Consider the following 15,499-nt stretch of genomic DNA (forward strand, 5'->3'; position numbering starts at 1 on the left):
AAGGCTCATCCTGCTCCAATTGACGCAGAAAGCCAGCGATCCGACCACTTGACGCCGTCTCACGGAAGCGGGAACCGATCGGTTCTGCTGGATCGGAGGTGCATGCTGCTGACATGAGGACCCTTCGACAACCGTGGATCTTCACTCAGCTAACGTAGAGACCTCAGCCCTCATTCCAATCCTCTGCGGACAGTAAGAAGCCTATTACCTTTTGTCACGGAGTGGCTCGATTCGTCAGGGCAGGTACGTCGTGGCGATGGTGCAGGTCATTGCCCGGATTCGAGACAAGCGGCATGTCATCAGAGGTGACCGCAGCCCTGGGCCAGGTCTCCCAGATCGCAAAACCCCGTCCATGCCCTAAACGCCGCCACTACACTCCGCTCCCACTCACCCAAGAACGGTGGAAACGAGCACCTACGTCACGGGAAGCGATCTTCCAGACCCACACTTCTCCCAGGCCAGACCCACTCGTGAACACCCCACCCAAGGTCAGGCCCGCTTTCGGGGTCTCGTTCGAAGTCCCGCAATCGTCCCGTGGTGGGAATTCTGTGGGACGGTCGTGGAATCGGCGGCGTCGGCGCCGCCGATTTTCTTGTTCCGGTGGGCCTTCATCAAGTCGTCCAGGATGTCTGACCGGCGACCCGTTGGACAGATCGAGTCGGGGTGTTGAGCGCCGACTCTCATCGAGCCGTCAGTGCCTCGCGCATAGATCGTCCCGTATCCGGTTCGTAGCGTGCGAGTGCCTTGTCCTGACTCCGCCCATCTCGTGGCCGAGGCACTCCTACCCATATGCGCGATCGCCTGCAGGGTCGGGGCGGCTGTGGTTTGACTGGTATGCCGTGAACCGGATGGGGCGTCTTCGGCGCAGGGCACAGTACGAGCTCGCCAAGCCGTCCGCGCGGGCTGCGGGCGTGGCGTTGGCCGGGTTTGGCCTGGCCGTGCTGGCGGCGGCGTACGCGGTGGCGCTGTGGAAGATGCCCGGCTGGATGAGCGCGTCTGATCCGCGGGATCGGTATTACGCGCGGGTGCTGGTGGTGTCGGTCGGCGCTGGGGTGGTGGTGGCGATCTCCCTGCTGTACACCGCCCGCAACTACCGGCTCTCCCACCGCGGCCAGGTCACCGACCGTTTTACCAAGGCCCTGGAGCGGCTCAGTTCTGCTGACATCGACGCCCGACTCGGCGGCATTTACGCCCTGGCCCACGTTGCCGCCGACTCCCGTCTGCACCACAACGACGTCGTGGAGGTCCTGGAGACCTTCGTGCGGCGCCGCGCTCCCGCTGCCCGCCGCGAAGACGATGCCCCCACTCTGGGGCGGCCTGGCCGCCTGCCCGACCGCCCGGAGGCGGACGTCCAAGCCGTGCTGACCGCGCTCGGTGCACGATCCCACCGTCCCGAACGCCGCACCCTGGACCTCAGCAGGTTGCACCTCCGCCAGGCGCGCATCCCCGCAGCCGATCTCCATGACGTCGACCTGCGGGGCACGGACTTGAGGGACGCGGACCTGGTCGGCGCGAACCTCGTGGACGCGAACCTGGTGGGAGCGAACCTGAGGGGCGCGAACCTGAGGGGCACGGAGCTGGTTGGCGCGAACCTGAGGGACGCCAACCTGGTGTGCACGGACCTGGTGGGCGCGAACCTGAGGGACGCGAATCTGAGAGGCGCGCGCCTGAGGTTCGCGCACCTGGAGGACGCGAATCTGAGTGGTGCGCGCCTGGAGGACGCGAATCTGAGAGGTGCGCGCCTGGTGAGCGCGCGCTTGGTGGGCGCGAAGCTGGTCGGCGCGAACCTGAGGGAAGCGAACTTGGAGGGTGCGGGCCTGCGCGGAGTGGTCGGCCAGTCGGAACAGGAGATCCGGGCGGTGGCGAGGGTGGACGAGCGCACCCGGTTCTAGCCCGTCGGGCCGTCGCCGGTGCGGGCCTCCCGCAGCAGGGCGGCGGTGCGGGATGCGTTCCTGCACTGGTAGCCGTCGACCGGCAGCGGATCAAGGTCCCGGAAGCATGGCTGACCAAGGTCGTCACCAACCTGTGCCTCGACCGGCTCCGCTCGCCACAGGCCCGCCACGAACGCACTGCTGGCGCCTGGCTGCCCGAACCGCTCCTGGACGGCGACCCGATGCTCGGCCCGGCCGACACCTACGAGCAGCGCGAATCGGTCTCCCTGGCCGTGCCGACGCTTGTGGAACGCCTGTCACTCTTGGTGCGGGCCGTGTACGTCCTGCGCGAAGCGTTCTCCCACAGCCCACGCCGAGATCGCCGCGATCCTCGACGGCGGCGGGCCCGCAAGCCAGCAGCACCTCCACCGGGCTCGGCGCCGCATCACCGCCTCGCGCTGCCGCGGTGGCGAAGTCGACCCGGCATCCGCCCGCAGGATCGTCGAGGAATTCCTCGCCGCCGTCTCCTCGGGCCGCACCGAACGGCTGGTGGCGCTGTTTACCGACGACGTGACCGCGATCTCCGACGGCGCCGGCCCTGGCCCAGAGGCTGTGGCGATACGACACTCCGCAGCGCATCGCCGCCCCTCGTGTGGGCTGGCTTCATGCCTACACCTACGAAACGGGCGATTTGCTGGCGGCACACCCGCCGCCCCCCACCCGCCTCGCCCGCCTCACCGAGGCCTGGCGGAGTACGAACCGGACACGCCGCTCATCAACCAGTGGTGACCCGACTGCGACCACGGCCAGAACGCAGCGGGCCGCATTTCTTATTTGCGCTCTCGAAATATTGTGGCGCCCCACGTCGCCTGCCCTCCGGGCGAATCTCGTGGATCTGGTTGAGTCTGGCGCTCAAGGTCGTCGGGCTCGGGGGCGGCTGGGGAGTACAGGCGATCGTGGTTAGGCCGCATCTGGCCTGAATGTGGGTCTCCTCGCGTGCGGCGAAGCGTGTGAATCTGCTCCTGACTGTGATCTCACACTCGGGAGTTACCCAATGGTAAAGATCAAGATGATGGCGCACGGGCTGCTGCTTCCGCTGGTGGCCGGATCGACGTTCGTGATCGTGAACACGGCCGTCAGATCGGCCGCGGCGGCCGTGGATCCCAAGGCGGGCGATGCCTGCACGGCCGCAGATCTGGGCAAGAGACATCCGTTCATCAAGAGCGCGGTGACCGATCCCACCATCACCCATTTCAAGGGGTACTACATCACCGACGGCTCGACCGGCTCTCAGAGCGTCACGATGAGCACCCAGACCGTGATCGCGGTCGAGGTCGGCAACACGACCCAGATCAGCAGCGGGTTCAGCATCGGAGCCCTGTTCAAGGTCGAAGCGTTCGTCAACCGCACGGTGAGAAAGTCCACCGCCACCACCAACGTCGAGTCCCAGACCATTACCTGGAATTTCCTCAAGCCTGGCTACTACGGCCTCTACCAGGGGACGAGCAAAGTCACCGGCGTCTACGGCAGCCTCAACTGCGGCCGGGTCGATCTGGGCGGAGGCCGGTTCGCGACCCGGTGGGTCGAGCGTCCAGGGGGCACTTACACGACCTTCTCCACGATCGAGGAAGGGGCCGTCCGATGCGAGGACAAAGTGCCCGCCGGCAGCATCATGAGCAAGGCCCAGAAGGTTCTGGGCTGCACCGGCGCCCAGGCACAGGCGGCGCCGCGGACGCCCGCCCCGGCCGCTAAGGCTCCGGTCGGCCGCGTTACGGCGCCCGCGGCACTGCCGCCGGGTTTCACCTGTTTGGCGGGCTACTACCGGATCGCCACACCTGATCGTCTGCTGTTCTGGTGGAACGCCGATGGCACCGCCGAGTTCCGGCTGCACGCCTGGGCGAAGTCCACCAGGGTGCAGTGGCAGGTCTGCCAGGGACCGTCCACCAACGGCATGGTCGAGCATGTCTTCCTCACCCGCCAGAGCAAGAAGTGCCTGACCTTGAGGGCCGCGGACGCGCCGACGGAGAGCGCCCGGTTCTTCGAGGAAGGCTGCCGGACCGTCGACGATGGCCAGCGGTTCTACGTCTACCAGGACGTGCCCGGTTCGAACCTCGTCGGCCTGCAGAACAAGATGACCGGATTCATGATCGGCCAGGAGCGGGTCACCGACAACGAGACCATGCGGCAGTACAGCATGGGCAGGACGGACGGAACGGGAACCTACGTCCTTGAGCCGATCCCGTAGGAACATCTGGTACCCCACCGGCTTCGAAGCGCGGTCGGTGAACTGTTTGGGCGACGGGCTCGCGTTCAGGACGGCGCAGAGGCCGGGTCGTTCGGGCGAGTCGATGCTAATCGGCGGCATCGGTGGCGCGATTGGCGGAAGCCTCGGCGGCAAGCTCGTCACGTCCGCCCTCGGCAAGGTCCTGCCCAGGCTGGCCGAACAGAGGATCGGCTACCGGCCAGCGCAGGACCGTGCGATTCGCCATTCCCCAGTCCGATTGGTGCCATTGCTGGACGGAGGCAAACTCGTCTTGCCCCAACACGCCAGAGGCCCAAGGGCGGATGGTCGGAGCAATTGTCAAATCCTGTGGATCGTGGGTGACTCACGGTGCTCGTAGCCAACGGTCTAGGGCTGCGAAGTCTGCTTCGGTGAGTCCTTGGGACGCTTCGACGTGGTGGAGAAAGGCGCGGCCGCGGTGGTGTGCGGACACCCAGTCCCGATCGGCGTTGGTGATCTCATCGTCGATCCACGCGAACGGGCGGCCGCCCGCCCAGTCCACCAGGGCCCGGGTTTTCCAGCAGAGCCCGAACCACTGGTCTTCGCGTTCATGCTCGGTGGTGGACTCCGGCCAGGTCACGACCGGAAGTCGTGGTAGCCCGATCCGGGGCGAGATCTCGGTGTTCGCCATGTCTTCCCAGGTTGTAGCCCAGACAAGGTCGCATGGCAGCGCCGCCAGCCGAAGCCCTACCTCGGGGCGTAGCCGGGATAGATGTGAGGGGGATGCGACGGCTGATGCCTGGCCTTGCGGATTGTTCCCGAAGGGAAGAAGCGGCCCGTCGACGTCGAGGAAGAGAAGCGGGCGTTCCACATGATCGTTCATGCTGCGGCGGTCTCCGCACGCTCGACGAGGACGCCTCGCTCGAAGCGGGCTCCGGCGCGCACGAGGGCGACCAGGTGGGGTGCGTTAGCGGCGCGCCAGCGGGCCTGGACGGCCTCGATCAGTTTGAAGTCCTTGGCCAGGCCGGTGGCGCGTGATCCGGGCCCTTTGGTGACCTTGGTGCGGTGCCGTACCGGGGCGGAGATCGGCTCGGTGGGGTTGGCGGTGCGCAGTTGCACCCAGTTGGCGATCTTGTGAGACCTGCAGCGCTGCTCGCGGGCCTGCGGGAACACCTCGCGCGGCGCACCCCAGAACCTGAGTGTGCTGTCGCCGGACGGGCTGGCGAACGGGCATGCAGCAGGAGCGTGCGGCGCCGTCAGGGCCGACGCTGAACGATTCCGCACCCAGGTACGCGCTTCCCGCCATGGGCGAGGGGTCGGACGTGGCCTGCTGGACACGGCGATCGATGAGGCGCGGCTTCTGGAAATGAGGCGGCTGGAACTGACGTCCATGAGCCACAACAAGGTCGCGCTGTGTCTGTTTGAAGCCTGCGGGTTCATAGGTGGAGGGGCTCCGGTGTTCGGCAGAGTGCGTGGACGGGGAGTTCGCCGATAAGTACTACATGAGGTTGGTCTTCTATCGTGCGATCCCGGTACGCGGCGGGGCATCCGCAGAAGTCTCGGCGCTTCAGGAAACTCCGGGGTTCGCCGCATTTCAAGTATGTCCGTAGGCGGTCGTGCTCTTTGCGGTTCTCTTGGCCTTGGGCGTCAGTCCGCGTAGGCAATCGGACGGGTGGGTCGTGTGGTGTGGCACGTCCTGTCGGGGGTCGGATTTACGCTCGAGTCGGTCCATGGAGGGAATTCGCATGGTGGTTGTGAGCGGGCGGCGGTGATGGTGGACGAGGTCGAGTTGGCCCGGCGCCGGATCGGCGCGGTTGGCCTGGGTGGGGCTCGGCCGGTGCCGTTCGCCGATGCTGCGGACGTGGTCGGCTGGTTCGGTGGGTTGCAGTCGCAGGACTACCACCTCGCCAAGTGGTCGGTGGCTCAGCGGCTCGGCTCCGGTGTCACCGATTCGGGGCTTGATCGGGCGTTCGACGACGGCGTCGTCCTGCGCACGCATGTGCTGCGGCCGACGTGGCATTTTGTGGCTCCTGCCGACCTGTGCTGGCTGTTGGAGCTGACGGCGCCTCGGGTGCACGCGCTCAACGCGTATGCCTACCGGCGGTTCGAGCTCGACGGTCCGCTGCTGCGTCGCTCCACGGATCTGATCGCCGACGCCCTCGCCGGTGGGAATCACCTGACCGGCGCCGAGATCGCCGTGTTGCTCGGGCGGCATGGCATCGTCACCGAGGAGCGGCGGCGGTTCCGGCTCGGCTACATCCTCATCCACGCCGAACTGGAGCGGGTGATCTGCAGCGGGCGGCTGCGGGGGAGGCGGCACACCTACGCGTTGCTGGAGGAGCGGGTCGCGCGGACGTCGGGCGTGGAGCGTGAGGTGGCGCTGGCTGAGGTGGTCCGCCGGTTCTTCACCAGCCATGGTCCGGCGACGGTGAAGGACCTGTCGTGGTGGTCCAGCCTTACCCGCGCCGACGTCGTCACTGGGCTGTCACTGGTCGGCGACGCCCTGGAGAGCACCAGCGTCGACGGTGTCACTTACTGGTCCGCGCCTGGGCACGGTCCCATGCCAGCAGAGTCCCCATCGGTGCGGCTGTTGCAGGCCTACGACGAGTACATCGTCGGCTACAGGCAGAGCAAGCATCTGCTCGACCTCGGTGGTGCGGCGTCGGCGGCACTGGGCAGGCGCGGCCTGCCCAACGGCGTCATCGTGGTGGACACGCAGGTGGCCGGCCGCTGGAGGCGCACGGTCCGGGCGGACGCCGTGGTGCTTGAGGCGGCGTTGTACCGGCCGTTGGACGCCGCCGAGACCGCCGCATTGCATGGCGCGGCCGATGAGCTGGGCGAGTTCCTGGGCGTGCGGGCTGCCGTCTCGGCGAGGGTGTTGTGAGGCTGGCCTAGGCGGCCGAGTCGGTGGGCGAGACGGTAGGGGTGATCTTTGCTTGTGGTGGGCGGCCTGCCGACCTCCGCGCGGGTACGTCGATCTCGCATGGACGCGAATTTTCGCGATGCTCGGGGAGGCTCGTGTGGGGAAGTGCGGACTGTCGACTGCCGTGCCGGTGAGAGGGCTCGTCGTCGGGGGGACGGCTCTGCTGCTCGTCGGGGGGAGCGGTGTGGCGGCCGCGGCGGCGCCTCCAGGGCCCGGTGCTCGCGAGCAGCAGGTCCCGGCCCAGCGGCGGACGATCGCCGACTGCAAGGACGTCAGCGTCGACCCGTCACGGCTTCCCGGCGGTCCTGAGGTCTCGCTGAGGCTGGACGGCAGGAGCCTGACCGTCGATGACGCGTTCAAGGTCCTGACGGCGCCGCGCCTGCGGGTGAGCCTCGCTCCGGACGCCGTCCAGACGATGCGCGGGTACCGGCGTGAGGCGGTGGAGCTGGTGACGCGGCAGAGTCCGCCGCCGCCGCGCGTCTACGGGTGGAACCAGGCGCTCGGCCCGTTGAAGGACGAGCCCATCGGCGCCGAGGAGTCCAAGGAGTTCCAGAAGCGGGTGCTGGCCTCGCACGGCGTGGCGACCGAGCCCGTCCTTCCGGGGCGGATCGCCCGGCTGGCGCTGGTGGTCCGCGCGAACCAGATGGCGCGCGGGCACATGGGCGTCCGGCCGGAGCTGCCCGGCAAGCTCCTCGAACTGGTCAACAAGGGCGTCACCCCGGTGATGCCGCAGGTCGGGTCGCTGGGCTCCGGCGATCTGCAGCCGATGGCGGTGGCCGGGCAGGTGGTGACGGGCGCGGGGGGATGCGCCAGCTGGATGCGGCCCGGGCGGCCCACGCGGGTCGCCGAGTCGGCCGAGATCCTCCGGGACGCCGGGATCGCCCCGGCGGAACTGGAGATGGGCGAGGCGCTGCCCATCATGAGCGGCAGCACGGTCGTCGCCGCGTCCGCCCTGGAGGCGCTGCATCGGGCGCAAGCGCAGGCCGACCTCGCGGAAGGCGCGTTCGCGCTGTTCATGGAGGCGTTGCGGGCCGAAGCCGGGTCACTGGACACCCGGACGCATGACGAACGGCAGATTCCCGAGCAGAAGGAAGTCGTCGCCCGGCTGCGGGGGCTGGTGGACGGCAGCGAATTCATGACCGACCGGACGCGCGCGCGGTTCAATCCCGCTGACACGCATCGTGTTCAGGACGCGGTCTCGGTGCGTGCGGCGCCGCACATCCTGGCGTCGTTGCGGCAGAACCTGAACCATGCGGAGAGGGTCCTCGCGCCGGAGATGAACGCGTCCACGTCCAATCCACTGGTCTTCCGCAAGGAGGACGGTCAGGTGGAGTTCGTGATGGGCGGCAACTGGGACGGCGCCGTCCTGGGACATTCGCTGGACGCGCTGAACGCCGGGCTCGTCGATGCCGGTGTGCTCTCGCAGGAGTTGTCGGCACGGCTGCTGTCCAGCAGGTGGAGTTATGGGCTGCCCGCCAATCTGGCCGGGGGGAAGGTCGGCCTCAACTCCGGCATGGTGCAGCTTCAGACGGTCGCGACGGCGCTGATCCCGGAAATGCAGGTGCGGGCCTTTCCGTCCGGGACTCTTTCGCGGCCCGCAAAGGACGGCCAGGAGGACCACAACACGATGGCGATGGCGTCGGCGCGCAATCTGCGCGCGAACCAGACCCGTCTCGACACCGTGCTGGCGGTGCAGTACATCATGAGCGCGCAGGGCGTCGACCTGGTCGTCCGCGGAATCGACGACGGCGCCGCGGACCCGCGCCTCGGTGCGGGAACGCAGCGCATTCACGCCGCCATTCGCAGCGCGATCGCCGAACTCCGGGACGACAGGAACCTCACTCCGGACCTGGAGAGAATGGTCCGGATGGTCAACGGCCGAAGCGGGGACGGCCTTCTTCGAGCCGTCCGGGGAGGGGCCTCCTGACCGGGCGCTTTCGCGGCAATGCGGAATGCAGCTCATCCGTGGACGAACGCGGCGGTGATCATGTCGGTGAGGGCGACCAGGTCGGCGACGACGACCAGCGTCAGGACCGCGTAGGCCGCGTAGCGGGTCGGCGGCCTGTCGGTGAGCGGGCCCATCAGCGTCCGGTCGGCGGTGAGCCGGATCAGGACGAAGATCACGACCGGCAGCGCCAGGCTGAGGACGAGCTGGCTCAGCATCAGCGCCCGTACCTCGCCCACCCCCAGGAGCAGCAGCAGGGCGGCCGGGACGAGCGCGACGGCGCGGCGGGCCAGCAGCGGCGGACGGAGCCCGGTGAGTCCCTCGATCACGAACTGGCCGGTGACGCCGCTGGTGGTCGTGGACGCCAGCCCGGCGGCCAGCAGCGCCATGCTGAACGCGCCGGTCGCCAGCGGTCCCAGCGCGGGCGACAGCGACCGCGCCGCCTCGGCCAGCGTCTCCGGGACGTGCCCGCCGCCCAGCGTGTCGGCGGCCACGATCAGGATCGCCGCGTTGATCAGCAGTGCGACGTTCAGGGCCAGGGCGCTGGCCACGGTGGTCCGCCGCAGCACTGACCTGCGCGGGGCGTCCGCCGGGGCGGGGCCGTGCGTGTCCTCCAGCGGCCAGCGCGCGATCCGCGAGTGCAGGAACAGGTTGTGCGGCATGACGGTGGCGCCCAGCATCGCGATCGCGACGGGCGCGGACTCCGGCGGGAGCGTCGGCGCCAGCCCGGCCGCGATCTCTCCGCCCGGGCGGCTGAGCCACACCTCGTACACGTACACCCCGGCCACCACGGCCAGGAGCAGCATGATGCAACGTTCCACCGCGCGGTTCCCGGCGGCCACCGTGAGGATCCCGACGACCAGCGCCGCGCCGAGGACGATCGCCCACGCCATCGGAATGCCGAGCAGCAGCCGGAGCGCCAGCACCACCCCGAGGAACTCGGCGACCTCCGTGGCCAGCATGATCGCCGCCACGACCGCGACGACCAGCGCCCGCGGGACGCCGGACAGCCGGGTTCCGAGCAGCGCGGCCAGGTCGGCCCCGGTGGCCAGTCCGAGTTTCGCGGCCAGGTACTGCAGGAACAGCGCGATGAAGTTGGCGAGGACAAGCACCCACAGCAGCCGGTAGCCGAACGAGGCGCCGGCCGTGATGTCCGTCCCCCAGTTGCCCGGGTCGACGTAGCCGACGGCGACGAGGCAGGCGGGGCCGGCGTACGCGACCGGCACGAGCCTGCGGCGCCCGCGGCCCGGGGTCGGCCCGGCGGCCGCCGGAGGGTGGACGACCGTCACGGACCGAAAACCCGCTGTGCGCCGGCGCCGCGGGCCTTCGGCGCGGCCTGCCCGGCGGCCTGCCCGGGGGTCAGCCCGTCGACCAGGCCGAGGATCTCTTCCATGCGGCCATTCTCATGCGGGCGAACGCTCCCGTACAGGACGTTCTTCGCATCCGACGCCGCCGGGAGCCGGGCCGGGGTCGTCCTGCGGGGGGTGAGCCGGGGCCGGGACGGTCAGCGGAGGTGCACGCCGCCGTCGGTGACGTCGCGGAGCTGGACGACCTTTCCGGCCTGACCGTTGAAGACGTTCACGACGCCCTCGCCGGACGCGGAGGCCAGCGTCTGCGCGTTGTTCCAGAGGGTCTCCATCTCCGTGCGGAAGGCCGGGTCCTCGTCGAGGAGGTGCCGGACGGCGCCCTGGAGGACCTCGGGCTCCTCGTCCGCGCGGAAGAGCGCCGCCTCGTCGGACGGACGGCCGCGGAACCGCTCGCGCACCCGCCGGGAGATCTCGGCGACGGCCGCGCGTACCGGCTCGCCCGCGACCTCGACGGCCTTGCCCGCCATGGCGGTGGCGATCGCCACGGTCATCGGATCTGTCATTTGTTCAGTCCATCACGTCAGGCCGCCCCTTGCCAGGCGCTTTGTTCGCGCTGGGTCGCGGGGGACGGAAGTGCTAGCGGATTCTCGGCGAGATTCGCGAGTTGCCGACCGTATACCTGTCTATTGCTGCCAATAACGGACCCCATCCGTATATATGTCGGCGACCGAGCGTGTGATCACCCGTTTGCCTTGCCGCATGAGGGTGGCCGGGTTATGTTGACCCGGATTCCGAGCGTCCCCCGGCCCCGGTGGAGTGGATTCCTTGCCCGAACGCGATGCAGAGGAACGGCGGCCGGAAATGCCGTCGGTGCGTAATGAAGTCGATGCGGACGTGTCCGGTTCAGTGGTACAGGCGGGCACCGTCCACGGCGGGATACATCTGCACCGGGACAGCCGGTATCCGTCGGTGCCCGCGCAGTTGCCGGCGTCGCGGCCCTACTTCACCGACCGCGCGCAGGAGCTGGAGACGCTCGCCCGGCTGGGCGAGACCGCGGGCGAGCAGGCCGCCGTCATCGTGATCAGCGGTGTCGGGGGCGTCGGGAAGACCTCGCTGGCGCTGGCGTGGCTGCACCGCGTCGTCGCGGGATTCGCCGACGGGCAGCTCTTCGCCGACCTTCGCGGGTTCTCCACCGGCGCGCCCGTGATGCCGGACGAGTCGCTCGGCCGCTTCCTGCGGGCGCTCGGGGTGGCGCCGGAGGCGGTGCCCGCCGACGTCGACGAGCAGGCCGCCCTGTTCCGCACGCTGACGGCGGGCCGCAAGCTGATCATCATGCTGGACAACGCGGCCTCCGCGGCGCAGGTCCGGCCGCTGCTGCCGGGGCACAGCCCGTCGGTGGTGGCGGTGACGTCCCGGCGGAAGCTGTCGGGGCTCGCGGTCGACGGCGCGTCCTTCCTGTCGCTGGATCCGCTGGACGAGACCGGCGCCGTCCAGTTGCTCGACCGGATGCTCGGCAGTGGACGGACGGGCGCCGAACCGCAGGCCGTCCGCTCCCTGACGGCCCTGTGCGGACGGCTCCCGCTGGCGCTGTGCACGTCCGCGGCCCGGCTGGCGACGCGCGGGCACTGGCGCATCGAGCGGCTCGTCGGCGAACTGGCCGACGAGCGGAGGCGCCTGGCGGTACTCGGTGAGGAGGATCTGTCCGTGCAAGCCGTCTTCGACGTCACGTACCGGGATCTGCCGCCGTCCGCGGCGCGGCTGTACCGGCTGATGAGCGTCCATCCGAACGGGTGGTTCGGGCTTCCCGCGGCCGCGGCCGCCGCCGGGACCGGCGCGGACGACACCGCGCGGGATCTCGACGTGCTGGTCGACGTCAATCTGGTCGACGCCGGCGCGGACGGATCCTTCCGCCTGCACGACCTGGCGCACCTGCATTCCCGTTCCGTGGCCGAGCGGTTCGAGCCCGAAACAGAAAAGGCGCGGGCGTTCCAGCGGCTCATGGACCACTATCTCGGAATGGCCGTGGCGGCGGACCGCGCCATCATCCCGGATCGCTGGCATCTGGGCCGGAAATACGCTGAGCCGCCCGTCCGGTCCTTTTCCGGGACGACGGAGGCGATCGGCTGGATCGAAGGCGAGCTGACCCTGCTGCGCGACCTGATCTCTGATGCCCACGGGCGCGGACTGCACCGCGATACCTGGGAGATGTGCGAGGCGCTGTGGGCCGTCCTGACATTCCGCAAGCACTATGCGATCTGGATCGAGACCCATGAGAAGGGTCTCGCGTCGGCCGCCGCGCTCGGAGATCCCGTCGCGCGGGCCCGGATGCTGGAGGCGCTCGCGTTCGCGCGGTTGAACCTGGGCGAATTCCGCGAGGCGGAGCGGCTCGGCCGGGAGGCGCTCACCCTCGAACGCGACGCGGGGCACAGCGACGGCGTGGTGACGGCGCTGGAATGCCTCGGCGTCGCGCAGCTGGCCCAGGGCGACGTGACCGACGCGACGGAGACCTTCACCCGCGCCCTGGAAGCCTGCCGCGACGTGCCCGGGGACGCCGCCCGGCATGTGGCGATGATGAGCCGCCGCCTGGGGGAGGCGCTTGTCCGCGACGGCCGTTCCGGGGAAGGGGCCGGACGCCTGCGCGAGGCGCTGGCCTTCTTCACCGGTCGCGGCGACGACTACAACCGCGCCCGGACGCTCAGCACGCTGTCGGACGCGCTCGCCGCCGACGGCCAGGACGCCGAGGCGGGCGCGGCCCTCGACGAGGCGGGGGAGGCCGCGACCCGCGTCGGCGCCCGGTATTCCCTGGCGGACATCCATGTCGCGCGGGCGCGCCTCGCGGCGCTCCGCGGCGACCTCGCCGCGGAGCGCGGCCACCTTGAGCAGGCGGCCGCGGTCTTCGACGAACTCGGTTCCTACCAGGCGCGGGAGATCAGGGAACGATTGTCGGAGCTCGGCGGACCGTGATCCGCATGGACATGAGCGTCGCCGCGCGCCGTCTGGAGACACGCCACGCGTGGACGAACGACGCGACCCATACGGCGTCGTCCAGGGATGCCGCGAGGGTCGTGCCTGGCTCGTCCCTCACCGTGATGGTGCAGCGTCCGTCCGGTTCTAGCGCGCAGGCCACCAGACCGTAGAAGCCCGTAAGGGGCCGCCGGGTGCCGTCGTAGAACAGTACGTCGGCGGCCGATGCCCACCCGGTGGCGTCGCCCTCCGCCTGATGCACTGCCAAGTGCTCGTCCAGCAACGCGCAGGAGGGGGACGGGTCGTCCGTGACGTGTATGCGGGCCAGCGCCAGGCTCAGCGCGTCGTGCGGCCCGTCGGCCGTCACGTGAACGTCGCCGCCGTCCGATCCTGGTGATCGCACGAGACGGGCCCGCACGAGACGGACGCTTTCGTGGCGCGCGCTCATGACAGACCGCTCGGCTCGCGCTGTGCCGGGATCAGCTCCGGCAGCGGGACGGGCTCGGTGGGCGGCGGTTCCGCCGGCTCGTCGAGGCCCATCAGCGAGTACATCTCGCGCCGCAGCAGCACCGCCGCCCGTCCCGGCTCCGAGGTCAGCCGGTCGCACAGCGGCGCCGCCGGATACGGGTTCGCGATGGCGTCCTCGACCTGCGGGAGGAGGGGACGGTGCGGCACGAGGTACGGGGCGCGCCGGCCCAGCAGGTCGCTCACCGACCCCGGCACCACCTTGTCGGCGGGGAACGCGCCGAGCAGCACGGGGACCCCGGCCGCCGCCCCGTAGGACGTCACCGACCCACAGTCACCGATCACCAGGTCCGCCGCCGCCAGCGCGGCGCGCCAGCCCTCGTGGAACGGCAGCAGCCCGACACCGAGCCGCAGGCAGTCGTCGAACCAGGCCCTGACCTGCCGATACCCGTGAAAGCCCCAGGTCACAGGGTGGACGGCCAGCACGATGCGGTAGCGCTCGGACGGCAGGTCCAGCGCGAGCTGCCGGACCAGCTCGCGGTGCCGTCCGAGCAGCGCCCGCGCCCCCCAGGTGGACGAGACGACGACCAGGCGCCGTCCGTCCGCGACCTCGAACGCCTCCCGATGCCGCTCCCGGAACGCGACGCTGGCAAGCAGCCGGTCGAGGGCGGGATCGCCCGTTATACGCACCACGGGCAGCGCCTCCGGGCAGACCCGCGCCAGCAGGGCCCGGTGGTCGTGGTGTGCGAACGCGAGGACGGACGGGATGACCCGCCCACCCGCGACGATCCCCTCGCGACGCAGACCCGCGATCGGCGGTTCCGCCGCGGGCCCGGCGCCATCCCAGCGGCGCGCGACCGTGGCCGGGCCCGCGCCGTGCTGGAGTATCAGGACCGGCGCGTGGATCCGGTCCAGCGCGCCGTCACCCGCCGCGACCGCCAGGTCGAACGGCGTTTGCGCCGCCTGCGCGAACGGGATGATCACCGCGCCGGACGCGGCGAGATGGCGGGCTGTGCCCGCCGCCCGCGGCGACGTCGGCGCCACCGTGTACACGGTCTGGATCCGCCGGTCGCGTTCGACCAGCGGTGCGACGTCGGCGAGCCTGGTCGCCGCCGTCAGATGGTGGACGACCATCAGGACCTTGTGCAGCCCCTGAAGCGTCGCCCCTATACCGCTGTCCAAGCCGAACGGTCCTATGGACCATCCGTCGACAGACATTGCGTCCCCCTTGCCCCGATTGGTGCGGCGACCTGGATGACCGCCTCGGAGCCAAGGTGCACGCCGACGCTGGACGGGCCCCTTGCAGGGGGCTGGACGCTTTCATTGCGGTCCTGGTGGGAGCGGGGCTGGTGAGCACTGCGGACGGAGACCGGGGTTGAGCCTTTGCGGGGTCCGCCCCCCGGTCCGCCATGATCACCAAATCCAGATCAACGGGTCCTCCAAAACTCGGATCTATATGAAGGAATCCGCACATGCCGCTGCACGTGCGGATCCGTTACTGGTCAGCGCCCGATGAGTCCCTCGGGGGAACTGGGGCGTAAGAGGAGGATAGACCTTTTTGCTGTGGCGTGTGTGAACCAGTGAGGAGTTGTCCGAGATGACCTTTCGGTCACTTGGGTCCTGATAGTTCCAGTTAACCGGACACTATGCGCCGGAGAATGAGTTTTTCGGACGTTGGCTACGATACCGACGAATCCGAACATTCGTTCCATTGGGAATGTGGACTTATACCCATTGCGCCCATTAACGCGCTGGTAGGGTAGTAACTAGTTAATTCGTATGAGACCTTGCCTAGCGGGGGTC

12 protein-coding genes and 1 pseudogene are annotated in these 15,499 nt (G+C 69.5%); 6 read left to right on the plus strand and 7 right to left on the minus strand.

Features of this window, described 5'->3' with window-relative positions; all coding sequences use genetic code 11:
- Positions 1 to 848: 848 nt before the first annotated feature.
- The gene (locus tag ACH34T_RS17065; RefSeq protein ID WP_395993286.1) at positions 849 to 1,892 is read left to right on the plus strand and encodes a pentapeptide repeat-containing protein; all 1,044 of its coding nucleotides are present in this window, start codon (positions 849 to 851) and stop codon (positions 1,890 to 1,892) included.
- 1,033 nt (positions 1,893 to 2,925) lie between these two features.
- On the plus strand, positions 2,926 to 4,116 hold the full coding sequence (locus ACH34T_RS17070) for a hypothetical protein (RefSeq protein ID WP_395993100.1): 1,191 nt from the start codon (positions 2,926 to 2,928) through the stop codon (positions 4,114 to 4,116).
- 106 nt (positions 4,117 to 4,222) lie between these two features.
- Here ACH34T_RS17070 and ACH34T_RS17075 read toward each other — a convergent pair whose 3' ends face one another.
- The 3 genes and pseudogenes from ACH34T_RS17075 to ACH34T_RS17085 form a co-directional block, all read right to left on the minus strand.
- Positions 4,223 to 4,360: a hypothetical protein gene (locus tag ACH34T_RS17075; RefSeq protein WP_395993101.1), complete on the minus strand. Its 138-nt coding sequence runs from the start codon at positions 4,358 to 4,360 to the stop codon at positions 4,223 to 4,225.
- Positions 4,361 to 4,477: 117 nt separating this feature from the next.
- Positions 4,478 to 4,975 (minus strand): HAD domain-containing protein, encoded by a 498-nt coding sequence (locus ACH34T_RS17080; protein WP_395993102.1) that lies wholly within the window; start codon positions 4,973 to 4,975, stop codon positions 4,478 to 4,480.
- Positions 4,972 to 5,214, minus strand: a pseudogene (locus tag ACH34T_RS17085) (IS256 family transposase); the annotation flags it as partial. The gene ACH34T_RS17080 and the pseudogene ACH34T_RS17085, both read right to left, overlap by 4 nt.
- Positions 5,215 to 5,293: 79 nt before the next feature.
- On the opposite strand from ACH34T_RS17085, the gene ACH34T_RS17090 reads away from it, so the two are divergent.
- From ACH34T_RS17090 to hutH, 3 genes are all read left to right on the plus strand, one after another.
- A complete protein-coding gene (locus tag ACH34T_RS17090) occupies positions 5,294 to 5,587 on the plus strand; it encodes a GNAT family N-acetyltransferase (RefSeq protein ID WP_395993103.1) in 294 nt (97 codons plus the stop codon).
- Positions 5,588 to 5,863: 276 nt separating this feature from the next.
- Entirely contained in the window at positions 5,864 to 6,976 is a 1,113-nt protein-coding gene (locus ACH34T_RS17095; protein ID WP_395993104.1) for a winged helix DNA-binding domain-containing protein, read from the plus strand.
- Between the two features lie 163 nt (positions 6,977 to 7,139).
- Positions 7,140 to 8,942: a histidine ammonia-lyase gene (hutH, locus tag ACH34T_RS17100; protein ID WP_395993105.1), complete on the plus strand. Its 1,803-nt coding sequence runs from the start codon at positions 7,140 to 7,142 to the stop codon at positions 8,940 to 8,942.
- A 32-nt stretch (positions 8,943 to 8,974) separates the two neighbouring features.
- Here the strand turns inward: hutH and ACH34T_RS17105 are convergent, their stop codons facing one another.
- Both ACH34T_RS17105 and ACH34T_RS17110 read right to left on the minus strand, forming a co-directional pair.
- A complete protein-coding gene (locus ACH34T_RS17105) occupies positions 8,975 to 10,249 on the minus strand; it encodes an Nramp family divalent metal transporter (RefSeq protein ID WP_395993106.1) in 1,275 nt (424 codons plus the stop codon).
- A gap of 215 nt (positions 10,250 to 10,464) precedes the next feature.
- A complete protein-coding gene (locus ACH34T_RS17110; protein ID WP_395993107.1) occupies positions 10,465 to 10,830 on the minus strand; it encodes a hypothetical protein in 366 nt (121 codons plus the stop codon).
- A gap of 331 nt (positions 10,831 to 11,161) precedes the next feature.
- On the opposite strand from ACH34T_RS17110, the gene ACH34T_RS17115 reads away from it, so the two are divergent.
- Positions 11,162 to 13,231, plus strand: coding sequence for a hypothetical protein (locus ACH34T_RS17115; RefSeq protein WP_395993108.1), 2,070 nt, complete (start codon positions 11,162 to 11,164; stop codon positions 13,229 to 13,231).
- Here the strand turns inward: ACH34T_RS17115 and ACH34T_RS17120 are convergent.
- Both ACH34T_RS17120 and ACH34T_RS17125 read right to left on the minus strand, forming a co-directional pair.
- Positions 13,197 to 13,649 (minus strand): hypothetical protein, encoded by a 453-nt coding sequence (locus tag ACH34T_RS17120; protein ID WP_395993109.1) that lies wholly within the window; start codon positions 13,647 to 13,649, stop codon positions 13,197 to 13,199. The two genes, ACH34T_RS17115 and ACH34T_RS17120, sit on opposite strands and share 35 nt — an antisense overlap.
- 26 nt (positions 13,650 to 13,675) lie before the next feature.
- Positions 13,676 to 14,878, minus strand: coding sequence for a hypothetical protein (locus ACH34T_RS17125; RefSeq protein ID WP_395993110.1), 1,203 nt, complete (start codon positions 14,876 to 14,878; stop codon positions 13,676 to 13,678).
- Between the last annotated feature and the right edge of the window lie 621 nt (positions 14,879 to 15,499).

Origin of the sequence: Actinomadura sp. 9N215 (genome assembly GCF_044326345.1) — a bacterium.
Classification (GTDB): Bacteria; Actinomycetota; Actinomycetes; order Streptosporangiales; family Streptosporangiaceae; genus Spirillospora.

What these genes read in the sequence shown, in the direction of transcription:
- ACH34T_RS17065 (WP_395993286.1), top strand. Translation starts at nt 849, where the DNA reads ATGGGGCGTCTTCGGCGCAGGGCACAGTACGAGCTCGCCAAGCCGTCC.
- ACH34T_RS17070 (WP_395993100.1), top strand. Translation starts at nt 2,926, where the DNA reads ATGGTAAAGATCAAGATGATGGCGCACGGGCTGCTGCTTCCGCTGGTG.
- ACH34T_RS17075 (WP_395993101.1), bottom strand. Translation starts at nt 4,360, where the DNA reads ATGGCGAATCGCACGGTCCTGCGCTGGCCGGTAGCCGATCCTCTGTTC.
- ACH34T_RS17080 (WP_395993102.1), bottom strand. Translation starts at nt 4,975, where the DNA reads ATGAACGATCATGTGGAACGCCCGCTTCTCTTCCTCGACGTCGACGGG.
- ACH34T_RS17095 (WP_395993104.1), top strand. Translation starts at nt 5,864, where the DNA reads ATGGTGGACGAGGTCGAGTTGGCCCGGCGCCGGATCGGCGCGGTTGGC.
- ACH34T_RS17110 (WP_395993107.1), bottom strand. Translation starts at nt 10,830, where the DNA reads ATGACAGATCCGATGACCGTGGCGATCGCCACCGCCATGGCGGGCAAG.